The sequence below is a fragment of the Nonomuraea cypriaca genome (assembly GCF_015645445.1).
GTDB classification, from domain to species: Bacteria; Actinomycetota; Actinomycetes; order Streptosporangiales; family Streptosporangiaceae; genus Nonomuraea; species Nonomuraea cypriaca.
Window position 1 is genome coordinate 1 of record NZ_JADOGI010000221.1, and the last position, 17,120, is coordinate 17,120.

At 69.7% G+C, this 17,120-nt stretch carries 13 protein-coding genes; 5 read left to right on the forward strand and 8 right to left on the reverse strand.

Annotation, left to right across the window (positions count from 1 at the left end; all coding sequences use genetic code 11):
* Both ITP53_RS44355 and ITP53_RS44360 read left to right on the forward strand, forming a co-directional pair.
* The coding region (locus ITP53_RS44355) for an SNF2-related protein (RefSeq protein WP_195901487.1) at positions 1–2,859 on the forward strand (2,859 nt) is incomplete at its 5' end.
* Between the two features lies 1 nt (position 2,860).
* The gene (locus tag ITP53_RS44360; RefSeq protein WP_195901488.1) at positions 2,861–3,628 is read left to right on the forward strand and encodes an SWIM zinc finger family protein; all 768 of its coding nucleotides are present in this window, start codon (positions 2,861–2,863) and stop codon (positions 3,626–3,628) included.
* Positions 3,629–3,790: 162 nt separating this feature from the next.
* Here ITP53_RS44360 and ITP53_RS44365 read toward each other — a convergent pair whose 3' ends face one another.
* The 8 genes from ITP53_RS44365 to ctaD form a co-directional block, all read right to left on the reverse strand.
* Entirely contained in the window at positions 3,791–4,729 is a 939-nt protein-coding gene (locus ITP53_RS44365) for a diacylglycerol/lipid kinase family protein (RefSeq protein ID WP_195901489.1), read from the reverse strand.
* Between the two features lie 208 nt (positions 4,730–4,937).
* On the reverse strand, positions 4,938–7,682 hold the full coding sequence (locus ITP53_RS44370; protein WP_328817764.1) for an immune inhibitor A domain-containing protein: 2,745 nt from the start codon (positions 7,680–7,682) through the stop codon (positions 4,938–4,940).
* Between the two features lie 112 nt (positions 7,683–7,794).
* On the reverse strand, positions 7,795–8,145 hold the full coding sequence (frdD, locus tag ITP53_RS44375) for a fumarate reductase subunit FrdD (protein WP_195901490.1): 351 nt from the start codon (positions 8,143–8,145) through the stop codon (positions 7,795–7,797).
* Positions 8,142–8,564, reverse strand: coding sequence for a fumarate reductase subunit C (locus ITP53_RS44380; RefSeq protein ID WP_195901491.1), 423 nt, complete (start codon positions 8,562–8,564; stop codon positions 8,142–8,144). The genes frdD and ITP53_RS44380 overlap by 4 nt, the downstream gene beginning before the upstream one ends.
* Positions 8,561–9,298, reverse strand: coding sequence for a succinate dehydrogenase iron-sulfur subunit (gene sdhB, locus ITP53_RS44385; protein ID WP_328817767.1), 738 nt, complete (start codon positions 9,296–9,298; stop codon positions 8,561–8,563). The genes ITP53_RS44380 and sdhB overlap by 4 nt, the downstream gene beginning before the upstream one ends.
* Positions 9,291–11,024 (reverse strand): fumarate reductase (quinol) flavoprotein subunit, encoded by a 1,734-nt coding sequence (gene frdA, locus ITP53_RS44390; protein WP_195901493.1) that lies wholly within the window; start codon positions 11,022–11,024, stop codon positions 9,291–9,293. Before frdA ends, sdhB begins: the two co-directional genes overlap by 8 nt.
* Before the next feature lie 6 nt (positions 11,025–11,030).
* A complete protein-coding gene (locus ITP53_RS44395; RefSeq protein ID WP_195901494.1) occupies positions 11,031–11,264 on the reverse strand; it encodes a hypothetical protein in 234 nt (77 codons plus the stop codon).
* Positions 11,265–11,297: 33 nt separating this feature from the next.
* Positions 11,298–13,082: an aa3-type cytochrome oxidase subunit I gene (gene ctaD / locus ITP53_RS44400; protein ID WP_195901495.1), complete on the reverse strand. Its 1,785-nt coding sequence runs from the start codon at positions 13,080–13,082 to the stop codon at positions 11,298–11,300.
* A 154-nt stretch (positions 13,083–13,236) separates the two neighbouring features.
* Here ctaD and ITP53_RS44405 point away from each other — a divergent pair, with 154 nt between their 5' ends.
* From ITP53_RS44405 to ITP53_RS44415, 3 genes are all read left to right on the forward strand, one after another.
* A complete protein-coding gene (locus ITP53_RS44405) occupies positions 13,237–14,442 on the forward strand; it encodes an aminotransferase class I/II-fold pyridoxal phosphate-dependent enzyme (protein ID WP_195901496.1) in 1,206 nt (401 codons plus the stop codon).
* Positions 14,443–14,540: 98 nt separating this feature from the next.
* Positions 14,541–15,926, forward strand: coding sequence for an FAD-binding oxidoreductase (locus tag ITP53_RS44410; protein WP_328817773.1), 1,386 nt, complete (start codon positions 14,541–14,543; stop codon positions 15,924–15,926).
* 159 nt (positions 15,927–16,085) lie between these two features.
* Positions 16,086–17,120 (forward strand): serine/threonine-protein kinase (locus ITP53_RS44415; RefSeq protein ID WP_195901497.1); only part of this gene is annotated, 1,035 nt, incomplete at its 3' end.

Consider the following 17,120-nt stretch of genomic DNA (forward strand, 5'->3'; position numbering starts at 1 on the left):
CCGCCGCCGAGGACGCTGGAGCTGCTCCTGCCCGGCTCGGTCAAGGAGCCGCTGCCCTCGCCGGAGACCGGGCGACTGCCGGAGGTGTCCCGACCGCGGTTGCGCCTCTGGCAGGTCCCCGTCGTCGTGCCGCCGGTCGCGACGGCGCTGCGGGTGGTGTCCGAGCAGACCGGCACCGCGACCGTCCGCCACTGGGCCGCCGTCGCCGCCTTCGCCCGCGACCTCGTACGCCGCGGCCGTGTCATCCCGCAACTCGTCCCCGCCCCACCCGCCACTGCCTCGACCACGACTCCCGGCCACGCCACAGCCCCGGACAATCCACCTGCGGGCGGCGCCACACACCATTCCCCGGGCGGGGACTCGATGGCGGCGTGGGCGCTTCCCCAGGCCGGCGCGCGGGCCGTGTGGCGGGCCGTCCTGACCGGTGCCGACGCCGGATACTTCCGTGAGCTGGCGCTTGCCATGCCGCCGGCCTGCCGCACGTCGGCGGCCGAGCGCCCGTCGGCGGACGTGCTGCGGGAGGCGCTCGACGCGTTCACCGACGCGCTCGTCAGGCAGGCCGTCAGCGAGCCTCTCGTCGCCCGGCCCGGGACTCTCCAGGAGCGCTGGCTGGCGGCGCTGACCGGCCCGGACCAGAGCTGCCCCGACGTCCCCGAGCTACGCGCGGAGCTGGAGAAGTGGCACGACGCCGTGGCGGCGGCCGAGGGCGCGACCCGCGTGTGTTTCCGCCTCCAGGAGCCCGCCGGCGACGACGACTGGCGGGTGGAGCTGGCGCTGCAGGCCGCCGACGACCCCAGCCTCTACGTGCCGGCCGCCGACGTGTGGAGCGGCGAGCAGGTGACGGGACTGCCGGGGCGGCCGGAGCGAGAGCTGCTGGCCGGGCTGGGCCGGGCGGTCCGGCTCTATCCCGAGCTCGACCACGCCCTGCGCGTGCCCCAGCCGAGTGAGCTGGCGCTGGACACGGCGGGGGCGTTCGGGTTCCTGCGGCAGGCGGCGCCGTTGCTGCAGGCGGCCGGGTTCGGGGTGCAGCTCCCGCGCTGGGCCGGCCGCACGCGGCTGGGACTCAAGCTGACCACCAGGACCAAGACGCAGACGGCGGCCGCCGGCCAGGGGTTCGGGATGCGGGAGCTGGTCGACTTCCGCGTCGATCTGGCGGTAGGCGACGAGACGATCAGCGAGGCGGAGCTGGCCGAGCTGGCCAGGCTCAAGGTGCCGCTGGTCCGGGTCCGCGGCCAGTGGGTGGAGCTGGACGACCGGCAGCTCAAGGCCGCGCTCAGAGCCGTGGAGAGCGGCCGTACGGGCGAGGCGGCGGCCGGCGACCTCCTCCGCGAGATCGTGCGGGACGACGGTGAGCTGCCGCTGCTGGAGATCGACGCGGACGGCGTGCTCGGCGACCTGCTGTCCGGCCGGGCGGAACGGCGCCTGACCCCGCTGGCCACCCCGGCGGGCCTGGACGCCACGCTCAGGCCGTACCAGGAACGCGGCCTGGCGTGGCTGAGCTTCCTGTCGGAGCTGGGCCTGGGCGGCGTGCTGGCCGACGACATGGGGCTGGGCAAGACGATCACCACGCTGGCGCTGCTCGTCCACGAGCGGGCCGACACCCCGACGCTGCTGGTCTGCCCGATGTCGCTGGTGGGCAACTGGCAGCGGGAGGCGGCCAGGTTCGCGCCGGACCTGCGCGTCTACGTCCACCACGGCAGCGGCCGCGACGCCGCGCGCGTCACCGGGGCCGACCTGGTGATCACGACGTACGGCACCGCACAGCGCGACCTGGAGACGCTCAAGCGGCACGAGTGGCGCAGGGTGGTGTGCGACGAGGCCCAGGCGATCAAGAACAGCGGGACGTTGCAGGCCAGGGCCGTACGCTCGATCCCGACCGGCAGCAGGCTGGCGCTGACCGGCACGCCGGTCGAGAACCACCTGGCCGAGCTCTGGTCGATCATGGAGTTCGCCAACCCGGGGCTGCTCGGGCCGCGCTCGCGGTTCAGGACCAGGTTCCAGGAGCCCATCGAGGCCCGCCAGGACGAGCAGGCGGCCCAGGCGCTCAAGCGGGCGACGGGCCCGTTCATCCTCCGCCGCGTCAAGACCGACAAGTCGATCATCTCGGATCTGCCGGAGAAGCTGGAGGTCAAGGAGTGGTGCCCGCTCACCCCCGAGCAGGCCTCGCTCTACCAGGCGGTCGTGGACGACATGCTGGCCAAGATCGACGACAGTGAGGGCATCGAGCGGCGCGGCCTGGTGCTGGCGACGATGGCCAAGCTCAAGCAGGTCTGCAACCATCCGGCCCACCTGCTCAAGGACGGCTCCCGGCTGTCCGGCAGGTCGGGCAAGCTCGCCCGCCTGGAGCAACTGTCCGAAGAAATCCTGGCAGAAGGCGAAAAAGCGCTACTTTTCACGCAATATGCGGAATTCGGGACCATGCTCCAGCCGTACCTCTCCCAACACCTCGGCAGGCCGGTCCTGTGGCTGCACGGCGGCCTGCCGAAGAAGACCCGCGACCGTCTGGTCGACCGGTTCCAGAACGACGGGGAGCCGATGTTGTTCGTCCTGTCGCTGAAGGCGGCGGGGGTCGGGCTCAACCTGACGGCCGCCAGCCACGTCATCCACGTGGACCGCTGGTGGAACCCGGCCGTCGAGGACCAGGCCACCGACCGCGCGTTCCGCATCGGCCAGCGCAAGAACGTCCAGGTGCGCAAGCTGATCTGCGCGGGCACCCTCGAAGAGCGGGTGGACGAGATGATCGAGCGCAAGAAGGCGCTGGCCGAGCGCGTCGTCGGCACCGGCGAGGACTGGCTCACAGATCTGTCGACCACCGAACTGCGCGAGGTGTTCGAGCTCACGGCCGAAGGGGTGAGCTGACATGCCGTGGTACGACGGCGGCAAGCCGATCAAGGTCGAGGGCGGCATCAAGGCCCGCACCCGGCGCGGCTCCATCGGCTCGGCCTGGTGGTCCAGGCGGTTCATCGACATCCTGGAGCGCATCTGCGACAAGGGCCGCCTCTCGCGCGGCCGCGCCTACGCCCGCCAGGGCCAGGTCCTGTCCATCGACCTGTCCCCGGGTGAGGTCAGGGCCGCCGTGCAGGGCTCGCGCCGCACCCCGTACAAGATCGTGATCAGGATCGAGGCGTACGACGAGAGTCGCTGGGCCGTCATCGAGGAGGCCGTCGCGGCGCAGGCCGTCCACCGGGCCAAGCTGCTGGCCGGCGAGATGCCGACGGAGATCGAGGAGTTGTTCGCGGCGCTCGGGATCGACCTGTTCCCGCGCGACCTGGACATGGACTGCTCGTGCCCGGACTGGGGTTTTCCCTGCAAGCACCTGTCGGCCGTGCTCTACCTGCTGGCCGAGTCGTTCGACGACGACCCGTTCCTGGTGCTGGCCTGGCGCGGGCGCACCCGCGAGCAGTTGCTCGGCTCGCTGGCCGACGAGCCGGCGGATGATCCGCTGTGGGTGGAGGACGTGCCGTTCGCCGACCGGCTGGCCGACTTCTACGCCCCCGGCGCCACGGCCCACCGGCCGGAGCGCCGCCCCGCGACCGCCGCCCCCGACCTGCTCCTGCGCGTCTTCCCGCCGCCCGGCGACCTGACGCGCCCCCTGACCCCGGCCTACCGCAGCCTCACGGACACCTGATTCCCGCTTCCCAGCGCCTCACCGACACCCGACCGCGAGCGGCCGGAGCCGCGCGGACACATGACTGCGGGCTGCGAGGTCTCGCGGACAGGTGACCTCCCCCTCGCAGACATCTGACCGCGGGCCGGCGGAGTCTTGTGGACACGTGAGGCGGCGTGGGCCTCAGCGGTCCTCGAAGGAGTCGGGGACCATGACGCGCACGCCGTTGGGGACCACGCGGAGCCTGATCGGGGTGCGCAGCCGCACCTCGCCGTCCACGTCGGCCGCCATCGGCGGGTCGGTCTCCAGCAGCATCTCCCGCCCCACCACGAACGGCCCGCCCGCGAGGCTGCGCCAGCGGCCCGTGGTGGCCCTGATCAGGGTCTCGCCGAGGAGGCGCAGCTTCTTGCCGGAGCCGAGCTGGTAGGCCACCAGCATGCCGTTGTCGATGCTGATGTCCCTGGCCACCTGCCAGCCGCCGTGGAAGCGGCCGTTGGCGATGTTGAGCTGGTGGGTGAGCAGCTCGTGGCGCTGCCCCTCGACCGTGATGTAGGCACGGAACGGCCGGTGCCCCGGCAGGATCGTCAGCGCCGTCAGCGGGTAGGCCGGACGGCCCACGATCCGCTTGAGCCACGGCTTGACCTTGCCCGCCACCTCGACGGACACCCCGAAGCTGGCCAGGTTGGCGAACGGGCGGTCGTCGGCCATGCCCAGATCGATGTCGGCCACCTTGCCGGTGGCGAACACCCTGATCGCCCCGGCCAGGTCGAGCGGCAGGCCGAGGCTGCGGGCGAAGTTGTTGGTGGTGCCGAGCGGCAGCACGCCGAGTGCCACGTCACGGTGGGCGACGTGGCGCACCGCCGAGGAGAGCGTGCCGTCGCCGCCGCCCACGATGAGCAGGTCGGGCCCGGTGGCCAGGGCCGTGTCGAGCAGGTCGCGCAACCTCTTGGGGTTGTAGACCGACAGCTCGGCCAGCGGCTCGTACCCCAGGTTGTGGATCTGCTCGATCACCTCGAAGTAGTGGCGGCGGCCACGACGCGAGCGAGTGTTCACCACCACCGCCACCCGGCGATCCCTCCGGATCGCCTCGGTGTGCTCGGTCTTGGTGCGCAGTTCGCTCATGGTCATCAATCGTAGGGGCACACCCCGCGCCCTGAGGTCAGTCGCTGAACGCGACCAACCTTAGGTGCACTGCGTGCTACCTGAGGTCGATCGCTGAACGCGACCAACCTTAGGGGCACACCCCGCGCCCTGAGGTCAGTCGCTGAACGCGACCAACCTTTCGTGCTGACCGGTGGGCCGCCGTAATACAACCCGGCGGCCCGATGGATTACTTCTTCGGCGGGACCACGTAGACGACGGCGCCGAGGTTGCCCGGAAGCGGGCTCACCAGCTTGAACTGAACGCCCAGCGCCTTGCCCTCGTCACCGGGGTTGCCGGTGCCGAGCACGGAGCCGCCGGCCACGAGGCCGTACAGCTCGGGCGCGGGAGTGCCGTCCTGGTGCACCACGCGGGTCGTGTACGTCTGGTCGTCCTTCGCCGGCACGACCACCGAGGCGTCGAAGTCTCGGTAGTGGAGGCCGCCGTCGATCTCCTCGATGCCCGGGTGCCAGGTCTTGGCGTCGGTGAAGTCCTTGACGCCGTTCTGCGCCTTGAAATCGGTGCAGTACTCGCTGCCCGGCTCGCCCGCCCCCTCGATGCACTCCTTGAACGGGTACGTCTTGCCGAAGCCGAACGCGGCGTTCGACGTCTGCACGCGGCCCTGGAGGTTCTTGTTGAGCTGTGGGTCCTTCTCCGCGGCGACCCCGGTGCGGCGCAGCGGGTCGTAGTGCGAGTCCACGACCAGGAGGCTGCCCTTGGGCCCGATGCTCGGCGCGAGGTTGCGGGTGGAGGCGATGTTGTTGGTGGTGTACGTCGAGTCGCGGAGCCAGACCAGCAGGCCGGGCGCGTTGTACTTCACCTTCTGCACCTTCCACGCACCGTCAAGCTGGTAGTCGGTGTCGTAGGTGTACTGCAGGCCCTTGTCGAAGCCGTCGAAGTTGCGCCACTCCGCCAGGTAGAAGCGGTCGATCTGGCGCTCGCCGTTGTTACGGCTCCAGCCGGTGCCACTCGTGTTGGTGAAGGTGCCGCCGACGGCCAGCCACCCGTTGTCGCCGCCCTCGACGTCGTCGCTCCACACGGCCGTGCCGCCGTTGGTGAGCTCGAAGTCGTCGGCGTGCCAGCCGCGCGGCGTGAAGGCCGCGTCGGTGTTGTACGTCAGCCGCAGCTTGACCGTCTGCCCGGCGTACGGCGTCAGGTTCGCGTAGTCGTGCCGCCAGCCGTCGGTGTTGCCGGTGAGGCCGTACTTCTTGTTGCCGAACGTGCTGAGGTTCTTGTTCGGGTCCGGGTAGTCGTCAGGCGTGGTGACCTCGTTGCCGGCCTCGTCGAAGACCTTCTGCTGGGTCCAGGTCTCGCCGCCGTCGGTCGAGACCTCGACGAAGCCGAAGTCCCAGTCCTGCTCGATCTCGTAGTTGTTCCACATCCAGAACCGGACGTCGGTCCCGGCCGGAACGGGCAGGTCGCGGGTGAGGGTGACGTTGCCCCACTCCTGGTCCAGGTTGGTCCACCAGGCGTTCGTGCCGCTGTGCGGCTCGATCATCGCCAGTGGCTCGGAGGCCAGGTTCACCCGGACGCCGTCCTGGGTGAGCTTGGGCGTGCGCGACGACTGGCCGACGGTGACGAGCTTGGCCGCGTCACCGGGGTCGAACGTCTTCGGGTTCGCCCAGCCCAGCACCCACTTGTCCCACAGGCCCATGTGGGTCGGCATCGACTGGAAGATCGGGCCCGAGTGCGAGCCGCTGGACATCAGGTCCCAGAAGTCGACGGCCGAGCTGGCCGCGCCCGAGGTGTCGTACAGGTCGGGCAGGCCGAGGTCGTGGCCGTACTCGTGGGCGAAGACGCCGACGCCGGAGTCCTCGGGCTGCACGATGTAGTTGGAGATCTTCTTGTCGCTGCCGGGGATCCGGTAGCCGCCGGCGACCGCGCTGGAGTGCGCCCAGATGGCGTACGTGCCCTCGGCGCCGCCGTCGGAGGACTTGTCCTTGCCCGCGTGCACCAGCACCAGGTGGTCGACGACACCGTCGGGCTCCTGGTGGTTGCCGTCACCGTCGGCGTCGGAGACGTCCTCGACGTCGTAGTCCGCCCACGGGAAGTCGGGCTGGGCCTCGGCGAGGGCGTTCACCGTGTCGATGGCGAGCTGCCCGGCGCCGAGCTCGTTGCTGGGGTGGCCGGACATGTCCTGGGGCGCTCCGCCGCAGGCCGCGGCGCCGTACCAGGCCTCGGAGTGCGGGGCCTTGATCCAGCCCACCGCCGAGCCGGTCACCGAGTAGGCGCCCTTCGACATCTCCTCGTACATCTTCTTCATCGTGGAGCCGGAGATGTCGATGCCGCGCTTGCCGTCGCGCGGGTCCTTCAGGTCGGGGCGGATCCGCTCGGTGATGCCCTTGTCGGTGTAGAGCATCTTGTTGAAGTGCTCGGTGCTGAAGTCCTTGACCCAGAAGGAGTTGTTGTCCTTGTGCGGCAGCGTGGCCGGGTCAGGGATGTTGTTGTGCAGAGGGCCGTTCTTGAGCGTGCCCGGCGGCTCGACCACGCAGTCGTTCGGCGCGCTGCCGACCGTGCGCAGGCGGTTGAAGCCGGAGAAGTCGTCGTTGGCCTGCTCGTTGAACTCGACGAGTACTGTCAGGAGCTTGGCCGTGCGGGTCTGCTTGGAGTTCTTGTAAATCCATTCAGCAGGGTTGCGACCCGTTCTGATGGCCTCGTTCTCGCGGGCGGCGAGAATGCGACCGGCCGCCGGATTGCCGCTGCTGAACTTCCTGTCGAACTTCTCGGCGGGAGTCAGCGAACGCGCCTTGGGATCCGTGAGCGTCGGCTCCTTCGGGTCCTTCTCGACGCGCGGCGGGGCGTAGTTGATGTAGAAGTCCGAGGCCGCGGGCTCGTACGAGGCGATGGACGTCGCTTGAGCGCTGGGCGCGGTCAAGGCGGCCGCGAGCAAGGCGACCGCCGGGAATGTTGCTAACAGGCGCTTTGTGCTGGGCACCAGGAACCCTCTCTGCCCGGGATCGCCGGGCGCATGGCCATAGGGTGTGCAATGCCGGACGGTAGAGGGTCGGTCAAGCTAACGTAAAGTACGTTGTTGAAACGTGATCAAACTACGACAATCCCACCATCAACCTCACAGCGACGACCCCGCCCGCGATGGCCGCCCCGTAACACAGCACCGCTATCAACAAGTCGAATCTGGCGATGCCGAGCAGCTCCTCACTCGTGGACCTGATCCGGTGCGCGGCGTGAAAGAGACACAGCACCACGACCACGACCAGCGCGATCCGTACGACGATGTTGCCGGCCAGCGCGCGCAGGTGCTCGGCGGTGGGCCAGTCGAGCACGCCGAACGGCATGAGCACCCCGAAGAGCAGCACGAGCACCGGCAGCACGAGAGCGGCCACCACTCCCCCACCGCTGAACAACAGCCACAGGTACGGCTCCGGCGTGCGTTTCATGGCGACCTCAGGACGAAGTAGGCGATCAACGCGGAGATCAGCAGCCAGGCGGTGTGGTTGCCGCCCTGGATCATCCAGGCGGGCACCCGCCAGTCGTCCAGGCGGACGACGGTGGCCTTGGGGGCGAGGTTCAGGAACGTGACGGCGTGGAAGACGGTCGCGGCCAGCGTCAGGACGTTGATCGCGATCATCCACGGCCGGGCGGCCAGCGCGGCGAACTCCTGGAGGCCGCCGCCGAGCACCGCGCCGACGAGCATCAGCAGGAAGACGATCGACCAGGCCACGAAGACGCTGGTCAGCTCGCGCAGCACGAAGACGATGTAGTGACGGCTGCGGGCGAACCACAGGTGGTCGCGCGGCGGCCGGTAGGCGTCGGAGGTGGTGCGCACCGCGGCGCTCGGCGTGATCTCGTCGCTCATCGTCTGCTCCAGGGCAGCACCGAGCGCAGGGCCGCGGTCACCTTGTAGCGCTGGATGGCCTCGGCCGGGTCCACGTGCTTGGGGCAGACCCGCGTGCAGTCGCCGACGAACACGCAGCCCCACACCGAGTCGTCCAGGTTGAGCACGTCGAACCGGTCGCCCATGTCGCGGGAGTCCAGGTTGTAGCGCTGGGCGAGGGCGATGGCGGCCGGGCCGAGGAAGTCGGGGTCCAGCACGTAGACGGGACAGGCCGAGTAGCACAGCAGGCAGTTGATGCACATGCTGTACTGCTTGTACGCCTCCAGCTGCGCCGGCGTCTGGGCGTACTCCGTGGTCAGCGGCAGCTCCTCGCCCTCCCTGACCAGCCAGGGCCGCACGGACGACAGCTTGGCCAGGAAGTCGTCGATGTCCACGACCAGGTCCCTGATGACGGGGAACCCCTTCAGCGGCTCGATGCGCACCGGCCCCTCGCCGTACTCGGTGAGGAAGGTTCCGCAGGTCAGCCTGGGCTCGCCGTTGACGTTCATGCCGCACGAACCGCACACGCCCATCCGGCACGACCAGCGGAAGGACAGACTGCCGTCGAGCTGGTCCTTGATGTAGTTGAGCCCGTCGAGCACCGCCCAGTCGGGCATGAGCGGCACGTCGTACTCCTGGAACACGGGCTTGTCGTCCTCGCCCGGCCGGTAACGGGCGACTTCCAGCAGAATCGTCCGGGTATCCGTCTCAGTCACGGCCATACACCCTTTCTCCCGGAGGCCAGCGGGTGATCGTCACGGGCAGCAGGCCCACCGAGGGCGTGCCGTCCGGCGCGCGGTGCACCAGCGAGTGCGCCAGGTACGCGTCGTCGTCCCTGGCGGGGAAGTCGGTGCGCTGGTGCGCGCCGCGCGACTCCTGCCTGTTCAGCGCGCAGGCCACGATCGTCTGCGCGACCTCCAGCATGGTGTGCAACTCCTGCAGGTTGATCAGCTCGGTGTTGAACGCGGTGCTGGTGTCGTCGACCCGCGTCTCCTCGGCGCGCTCGCGCAGGTCGGCCAGCGAGTCGACGGCCTTGGCCAGCACGTCGCCCGTGCGGTAGATGCCGGCCGCGCCTTCGAGCGTGTGCTGCATCTCCTCGCGCAGGTCGGCGACGCGCTCGCCGGTCCTCCTGCCCTCGCGCGCCCGTTCCAGGCGTCGCCGCTCGTCCTGCCCCTGCGCGCGTACGACGGCCGGCTCGGCCTCCCGGTGCTCACGGGCGAACCCGGCGGCGGCGACGCCCGCCCGGCGGCCGAAGACGAGGATCTCGGGCAGCGAGTTGGAGCCGAGCCGGTTGGCGCCGTTGATGCTCACGCAGGCGGTCTCGCCGGCCGCGTACAGCCCGGCGACGGGGGTGGCGCCGTCGATGTCGGTGTGGACGCCGCCCATCATGTAGTGCACGACAGGTCGCACCGGGATGAGGTCGGTGACCGGATCGAGGTTCTGGTAGCTCCTGCACAGCTCGCGGACGAACGGGATGCGAAAGTCGATCTTGTCCTCGCCCAGGTGGCGCAGGTCCAGGTAGACGACCGGCCCGTACGGCGTGTCCACGGTGCGGCCCTTGTGCTGCTCGTGGACGAACGCCTGGGAGAGGCGGTCGCGCGGGCCCAGCTCCATGCTGCGCAGTTGTGGCGTGGGCGTGGGGGTGCCGAGGTCGTAGTCCTGCAGGTAGCGACGGCCGTCCTTGTTGATCAACCAGCCGCCCTCCGCCCTGGCCGCCTCGGTGATGAGGATGCCGGTGAACGGCAGGCCGGTCGGGTGATACTGGACGAACTCCATGTCCTTGAGCGGCGCGCCGGCCCGGTAGGCCAGGGCCATGCCGTCGCCGGTCTTGATGGCGGCGTTCGTGGTGAAGGGGAAGACGCGGCCGCAGCCTCCCGTGGCCAGGATGACCGTGCGGGCGGCGATGGTCTCGATGCGGCCGGTCCTGATCTCGACGGCCACGACGCCGTGGACGCGGCCGTCGTCGACGATGAGCTGGGTGACGTACCACTCGTCGTACCTGATGATGTCCTGATATTTCAGGGTTGTTTGGAAGAGGGTGTGCAGGAGGTGGAAGCCGGTCTTGTCGGCGGCGTACCACGTGCGCACCTTCTTCATGCCGCCGAACGGGCGGACCGCGACGCGGCCGTCAGGCTCGCGGCTCCACGGGCAGCCCCAGTGCTCGAGCCGGATCAGCTCCTCGGGCGCCTCGGCCACGAACGCCTCGACCGCGTCCTGGTCGCAGAGCCAGTCACCGCCGGAGATCGTGTCGTAGCAGTGCTCGTCGAGTGTGTCGCCGACGCCGATCACCCCGGCGGCACCGCCCTCGGCCGAGACGGTGTGGCTGCGCATCGGGTAGACCTTCGACACGACCGCCACCTTCATGGACGGGTCCGTCTCGGCGACCGCGATGGCCGCCCGCAGGCCCGCTCCGCCTCCTCCGACGATGAGCACGTCGATCATGTGCGTTCAGCTCCCGTGGTCGGGTTGGATCGGGTCCTTCACCCGCTTGCCGTCGTGGCGGACGGCGGACAGGTGAATGCTTCCGTCGTGGTACTCGTGCCGGATCCGGCGGCAGCCGCAGTCGTAGAACTGGTCGCGGATCACCAGGCCGTAGCCGTCGTCGTCGACGAGGTGTTCACCACCGGAGTTCTTCCCGCAGGGGGCCGGCTCGGGGTCGAAGGGGATTTTCGTGCCGGTCATCGCCGATCTCCCTAGATAGGCGAAGGAGCATGGTCAGTCGGGGTGCTGAGGGGGCGGGAGCTCATGCGTCTCGTCCCGCCCGGGGGTTTCGTCCGGCTCTGGGGTTTCGTCCGGCTCGGTCACGGATGGCCGCTCCGCCGTCTCGCGGGGGTAGTGCAGGTCGAACGCGGGCCGCTCGGAGCGGATGGCGGGCATGCTGGTGAAGTTGTGCCGGGGCGGGGGGCAGGACGTCGCCCACTCCAGCGAGTTGCAGTAGCCCCACGGGTCGTCCAGCGTGACCTTGGGCGCCCGCCTGGCCGTCTTGAACACGTTGTAGAGGAACGGCAAGGTCGAGGCGCCGAGCAGGAACGCCCCGACGGAGGAGACCTCATTGAGGAAGGTGAAGCCGTCCGACACGCTGTAGTCGGCGTAGCGCCTGGGCATGCCGAGCTGGCCGAGCCAGTGCTGGACCAGGAACGTGGTCTGGAAGCCGACGAACAGCGTCCAGAAGTGCACCTTGCCGAGCCGGTCGTCGAGCATCCTGCCGGTCATCTTCGGCCACCAGAAGTAGAACCCGGCGAACATCGCGAACACCACCGTGCCGAAGACCACGTAATGGAAGTGGGCCACGACGAAGTAGGTGTCGCTGATGTGGAAGTCCAGCGGCGGCGAGGCGAGGATGACCCCGGTGAGCCCGCCGATCAGGAACGTCACGAGGAACCCCACGGCGAACAGCATCGGCGGCTGGAACGTCAGGTGCCCGCGCCACATCGTGCCGATCCAGTTGAAGAACTTCACGCCGGTCGGCACCGCGATGAGGAACGTCATGAACGAGAAGAACGGCATCAGCACCTGGCCGGTCGCGAACATGTGGTGCGCCCACACGGTCATCGACAGCCCCGCGATGGCGATCGTGGCGCCGACCAGCCCCATGTAACCGAAGATCGGCTTGCGGCTGAAGACCGGGATCACCTCGGTGACGATCCCGAAGAACGGCAGCGCGATGATGTAGACCTCGGGGTGGCCGAAGAACCAGAACAGGTGCTGCCACAGCAGCGGCCCGCCGTTGCCGCTGAGGAAGACCTGCGTGCCCAGCTTGCGGTCCGATTCGAGCACCAGCAGCGCCGCGGCCAGCACCGGGAACGCCATCAGCACCATCACGCTGGTCAGCAGGATGTTCCAGCTGAAGATCGGCATCCGGAACATGGTCATGCCGGGCGCCCGCATGCCGACGATCGTGGTGATGAAGTTGACCCCGCCCAGGATCGTGCCGAGGCCGGACAGGGCCAGCCCCATGATCCACAGGTCCCCGCCGACCTGCGGCGAGTAGATCGACGACGACAGCGGCGTGTACGCGAACCAGCCGAAGTCCGCCGCCCCGCCCGGAGCGAAGAACCCGGCGACCACCATCAGCCCGCCGAACAGGAACAACCAGTACGCCACCGCGTTCAGCCGGGGGAAGGCGACGTCGGGCGCGCCGATCTGCAGCGGCATGACCACGTTGGCGAACCCGGCGAACAACGGGGTCGCGAACAGCAGCAACATCACCGTGCCGTGAATGGTGAAGAGCTGGTTGTACTGCTGCTGGCTGACGATCTGCATGCCAGGGGAGACGAGCTCGGCCCGGATGATCATGGCCATGACCCCGGCCACGAGGAAGAAGCCGAACGACGTGATCAGGTAGAGGTACCCGATGACCTTGTGGTCGGTCGTCGACATCCAGGAGGCGATGACGGTCCCGGTGCGGCGGCGCCTGACCTGCTCGATCGATGGCTCACGAACAGTGGTCACGGCTGCTCCCTCCAGCGGCGGAGTTCGTGCCTGCCCCGATCTACCCATTCCACGCCAACTATCCGTGCGGGGGAAGTCGTTCTTTGACATTCGCGCACAACAGCTTTGCCGCCGGGGATCGGCGTTCCAGATGCCGGATACGTGCGAGCTCACCGGACGCGGTCTTCTATCCTGCTAGGCGAACCGACCAGGAGGAGATCTCGTGACCGCTCAGCGTGACTACGCCGCCCTCGTCCAGCGAGGGCTCTCGCTCGACCTGACCAGGGGCAAGCCGTCGCCGCGCCAGCTTGATCTCGCCGACGACATGCTGCGGCTGCCGTCGTCGTACCGGGCGGCCGACGGCACGGATGGCCGCAACTACGGCAACCTGCAGGGGCTGGCCGAGCTGCGGGAGCTGTTCGCGCCGCTGATCCAGGTGCCCGCCGGCCAGTTGGTCGTCGGCGGCAACGCCAGCCTGGCGCTGATGCACGACACGGTGGTGCACGCGTTGCTCACCCCGGTGCCCGGGGCCGCGCGCCGCTGGGTCGAGGAGCCGGAGATCACGTTCCTGTGCCCGGTCCCCGGCTATGACCGGCATTTCACCATCTGCGAGCGGTTCGGGATCAAGATGGTGCCCGTCCCGATGAACGCCGACGGCCCCGACATGGACGTCGTCGAGCGCCTGGTCGCGGCCGACGCGAGCGTCAAGGGCATGTGGTGCGTGCCCAAGTACAGCAACCCGTCCGGCGTCACCTACAGCGACGAGACCGTACGCCGGCTGGCCGCCATGCCCACCGCCGCCCCCGATTTCCGGATTTTCTGGGACAACGCCTACGCGGTGCACCACCTCACCGACACCCCGGCCGAACTGGCCGACCTGCTGACCCTCGCGGCCGCGCACGGCAACGCCGACCGCGTGTTCGTCTACGCCTCCACCTCCAAGGTGACGCTGGCCGGCTCCGGCGTGTCCTTCTTCGGCGCCTCGCCGGCGAACGTCCGGTGGTTCCTGCACAACACCGGCAAGCAGTCCATCGGCCCTGACAAGATCAACCAGCTCCGCCACGTGGAGTTCCTGCGCGACGGCGCGGGTGTGGCCGCGCACATGCGGCGGCACGCGGATCTGGTCGGGCCGAAGTTCGAGCTGGTGGACAAGGTGCTGACCGAGCGGCTCGGCGACCTGGCGACGTGGACCAGCCCGAAGGGCGGCTACTTCATCAGCCTGGAGGTGCCGCACGCCGCCGAGGTGGTGGCCAAGGCCAAGGCCGCCGGGATCGCGCTGACGCCCGCGGGCGCCACGCACCCCTACGGTGACGACCCGGACGACCGCACGATCAGGATCGCGCCGACGTACCCGGAGCTGGACGAGCTGGAGCAGGCCATCGAGGGCCTGGCCGTCTGCGTCCGCCTGGTGGCGGATGAGCGGGCCTGACGTTCACCCGGACGATCCACCCGTAGGGAGCACGCACCCGGGCGGTCCGGGCGGTCCGGGCGCGAGGAGCATGCTGTGCGAACCATAAGGTGCATGATGTGAGACCCCTTGATGCCTTGGTGAACTCCCTGCCCGACGGCCGCGTCGTGACCGACCCGGACGTCATCGACTCCTATGCCCGCGACCGGACGTTCGTGGAGCCCGGCAAGCCGCTCGGCGTGGTACTGGCCACCTCCCGCGACGACGTGGTGACCACCATGACGTGGGCCACCGAGCACCGGGTGCCGATCGTGCCGCGTGGCGCCGGCTCCGGCCTCGCGGGCGCGGCCACCGCCGGCGACGGCTCGGTCATCCTGTCGCTGGCGAAGATGACCGCGATCAGGGAGATCTCCCCCGCCGACGAGATCGCCGTCGTCGAGCCCGGCGTCATCACCGCCGACCTCGACCGGGCCGCCAGGGAACACGGCCTCATGTACGCGCCGGACCCGTCGTCGTACGAGATCTCCACGATCGGCGGCAACCTGGCGACCAACGCGGGCGGACTGCGCTGCGTGAAGTACGGCGTGACCAGGGACTCGACGCTCGGCCTCGAGGTCGTCCTGGCGGACGGCCGGATCCTGGACACCGGCCGGCGCACGATGAAGGGCGTCACGGGTTACGACCTCACCGGCCTCTTCGTCGGCTCGGAGGGCACGCTCGGCGTGATCACCGCCGCGACGGTACGCCTGCGCCACGCGCCCGCCGCGCCGCCGGCGACGTTCGCGGCCGAGTTCGGCTCGCTCCGCGACGCGGGGGCGGCCGTGTCGGCGATCATGGCCGCAGGCTGCCAGCCCTCGCTCATGGAGCTGCTCGACCGGGCCACCCTTGAGGCCATAGACGACTGGCGCAACATCGGGCTCGAACCGTCGACCCACGCCATGCTCATCGGCCAGTCCGACGGCACCGACGGCCAGGCGGTGGCCGAGCGGATGGAGCGGCTCTGCATGGACAACGGCGCCTCGTTCGTGGCCGTGTCCTCGAGCCCGCAGGAGACCGAGGAGCTGATCGGGCTTCGCAGGATGGCGTACCAGGCCAAGGAGCGGCTCGGGGCGTGCCTGGTCGAGGACGTGTGCGTGCCGCGTTCCGTACTGCCTGACATGATCGGCGCGATCGAGGCGGCGGCGGCGCGGCACGGCGTGAAGATCTGCACGGTCGCGCACGCCGGGGACGGCAACCTGCACCCGGTCTTCATCTTCGAGCACGGCATGGTGGAGCCGCCGCCCGAGGTGTGGGCGGCGGCGGACGAGGTGTTCACGCACGCGCTGGAACTCGGGGGCACGCTCACCGGGGAGCACGGGGTGGGCCTGCTCAAGCAGCGCTGGCTGGCGCTGGAGTCCGGCCCGGTGGCGGCGGAGGTCCAGCGCGGGATCAAGGCGGTCTTCGATCCCCTGGGCATACTCAACCCCGGCAAGGCGATCCAGCCACGATCCGAAACGGTCGCTTGACCAAGCCGTGACCTTGGGCGTCTCCGTGCACACGGACCTGCGCCGTGATGCTGACATATCTGGTCAATACATGAAAGTTCTGTTAGGTCCGGCAGACGTCTCAAGGCTCACGCTGGTAGCGTCTTGCCACATCTATTGGGGTTTGGTTGGGGGTCCGACGTGAATCAGTACCAGCCGTTGGCGGCGGACGATCCGCGGCGGCTGGGGGCGTATGACATCGTCGCCCGGCTCGGCGAGGGCGGTCAGGGCGTTGTCTACCTCGGCAAGAGCGATTCCGGGGAGCAGGCCGCCGTCAAGCTCCTGCACCATGCCCTGGTGGCCGACGCGGACGCGCGGACCAGGTTCCTGCGCGAGGTGGCGGTGGCGCAGCGGGTGGCCCGCTTCTGCACCGCTCCGGTGCTGCACGCCGACCTCGACGGGAGCCGCCCGTACATCGTGAGCGAGTACGTCCCGGGACCCTCGCTGCGTGAGATGGTCATCAACGAGGGTCCGCGGCGGGGGGCCGCTCTGGAACGCCTCGCGATCAGTACGGCCACCGCGCTCGCGGCCATCCACCGCGCCGGGATCCTGCACCGGGACTTCAAGCCGGCCAACGTGCTCATGGGCCCAGAGGGCCCGGTCGTGATCGACTTCGGCATCGCCCGCGCCTTGGACTCGCCGGGCGCGACGGCCACGGGGACGGCCATGGGCACGCCTTCGTACCTGGCGCCCGAGCAGCTCACCGGGGCCGCCGTGTCGGGGGCGGCCGACGTGTTCGCGTGGGGCGTCACGATGGTGTTCGCGGCGACGGGCAAGCCCGCGTTCGGCGCCGACTCCATTCCCGTGGTGATGAACCGGATCCTGAACGAGGAGCCGACGCTCGGGGGCATGGAGGGCGTGCTCGCGGACCTGGTGGCCGCGTGCCTGTCCAAGGACCCGGCGCAGCGGCCCAGCGCCGACGAACTCATCCTCCACCTCACCGGTCAGCCGGCCCCCAACTCGGCCATCGAGCCCCTGGCGGGACGCTCCGGCCCCGTGAGCATCCGGCCGGGAACGAGCCGGCCCGGCGACTCCGCCGGGGGCGGTGCGCAGCAGCCCGGCCAGGAGGCGTACCCCGGCCCATGGACGCAGCCGACCGGCCCGCAGAACCTGAGCGCCGTCCAGACGGGCTCCCAGGCCATGGCGCCGCCCCGCGGACCCGCCACCGCCCAGAAC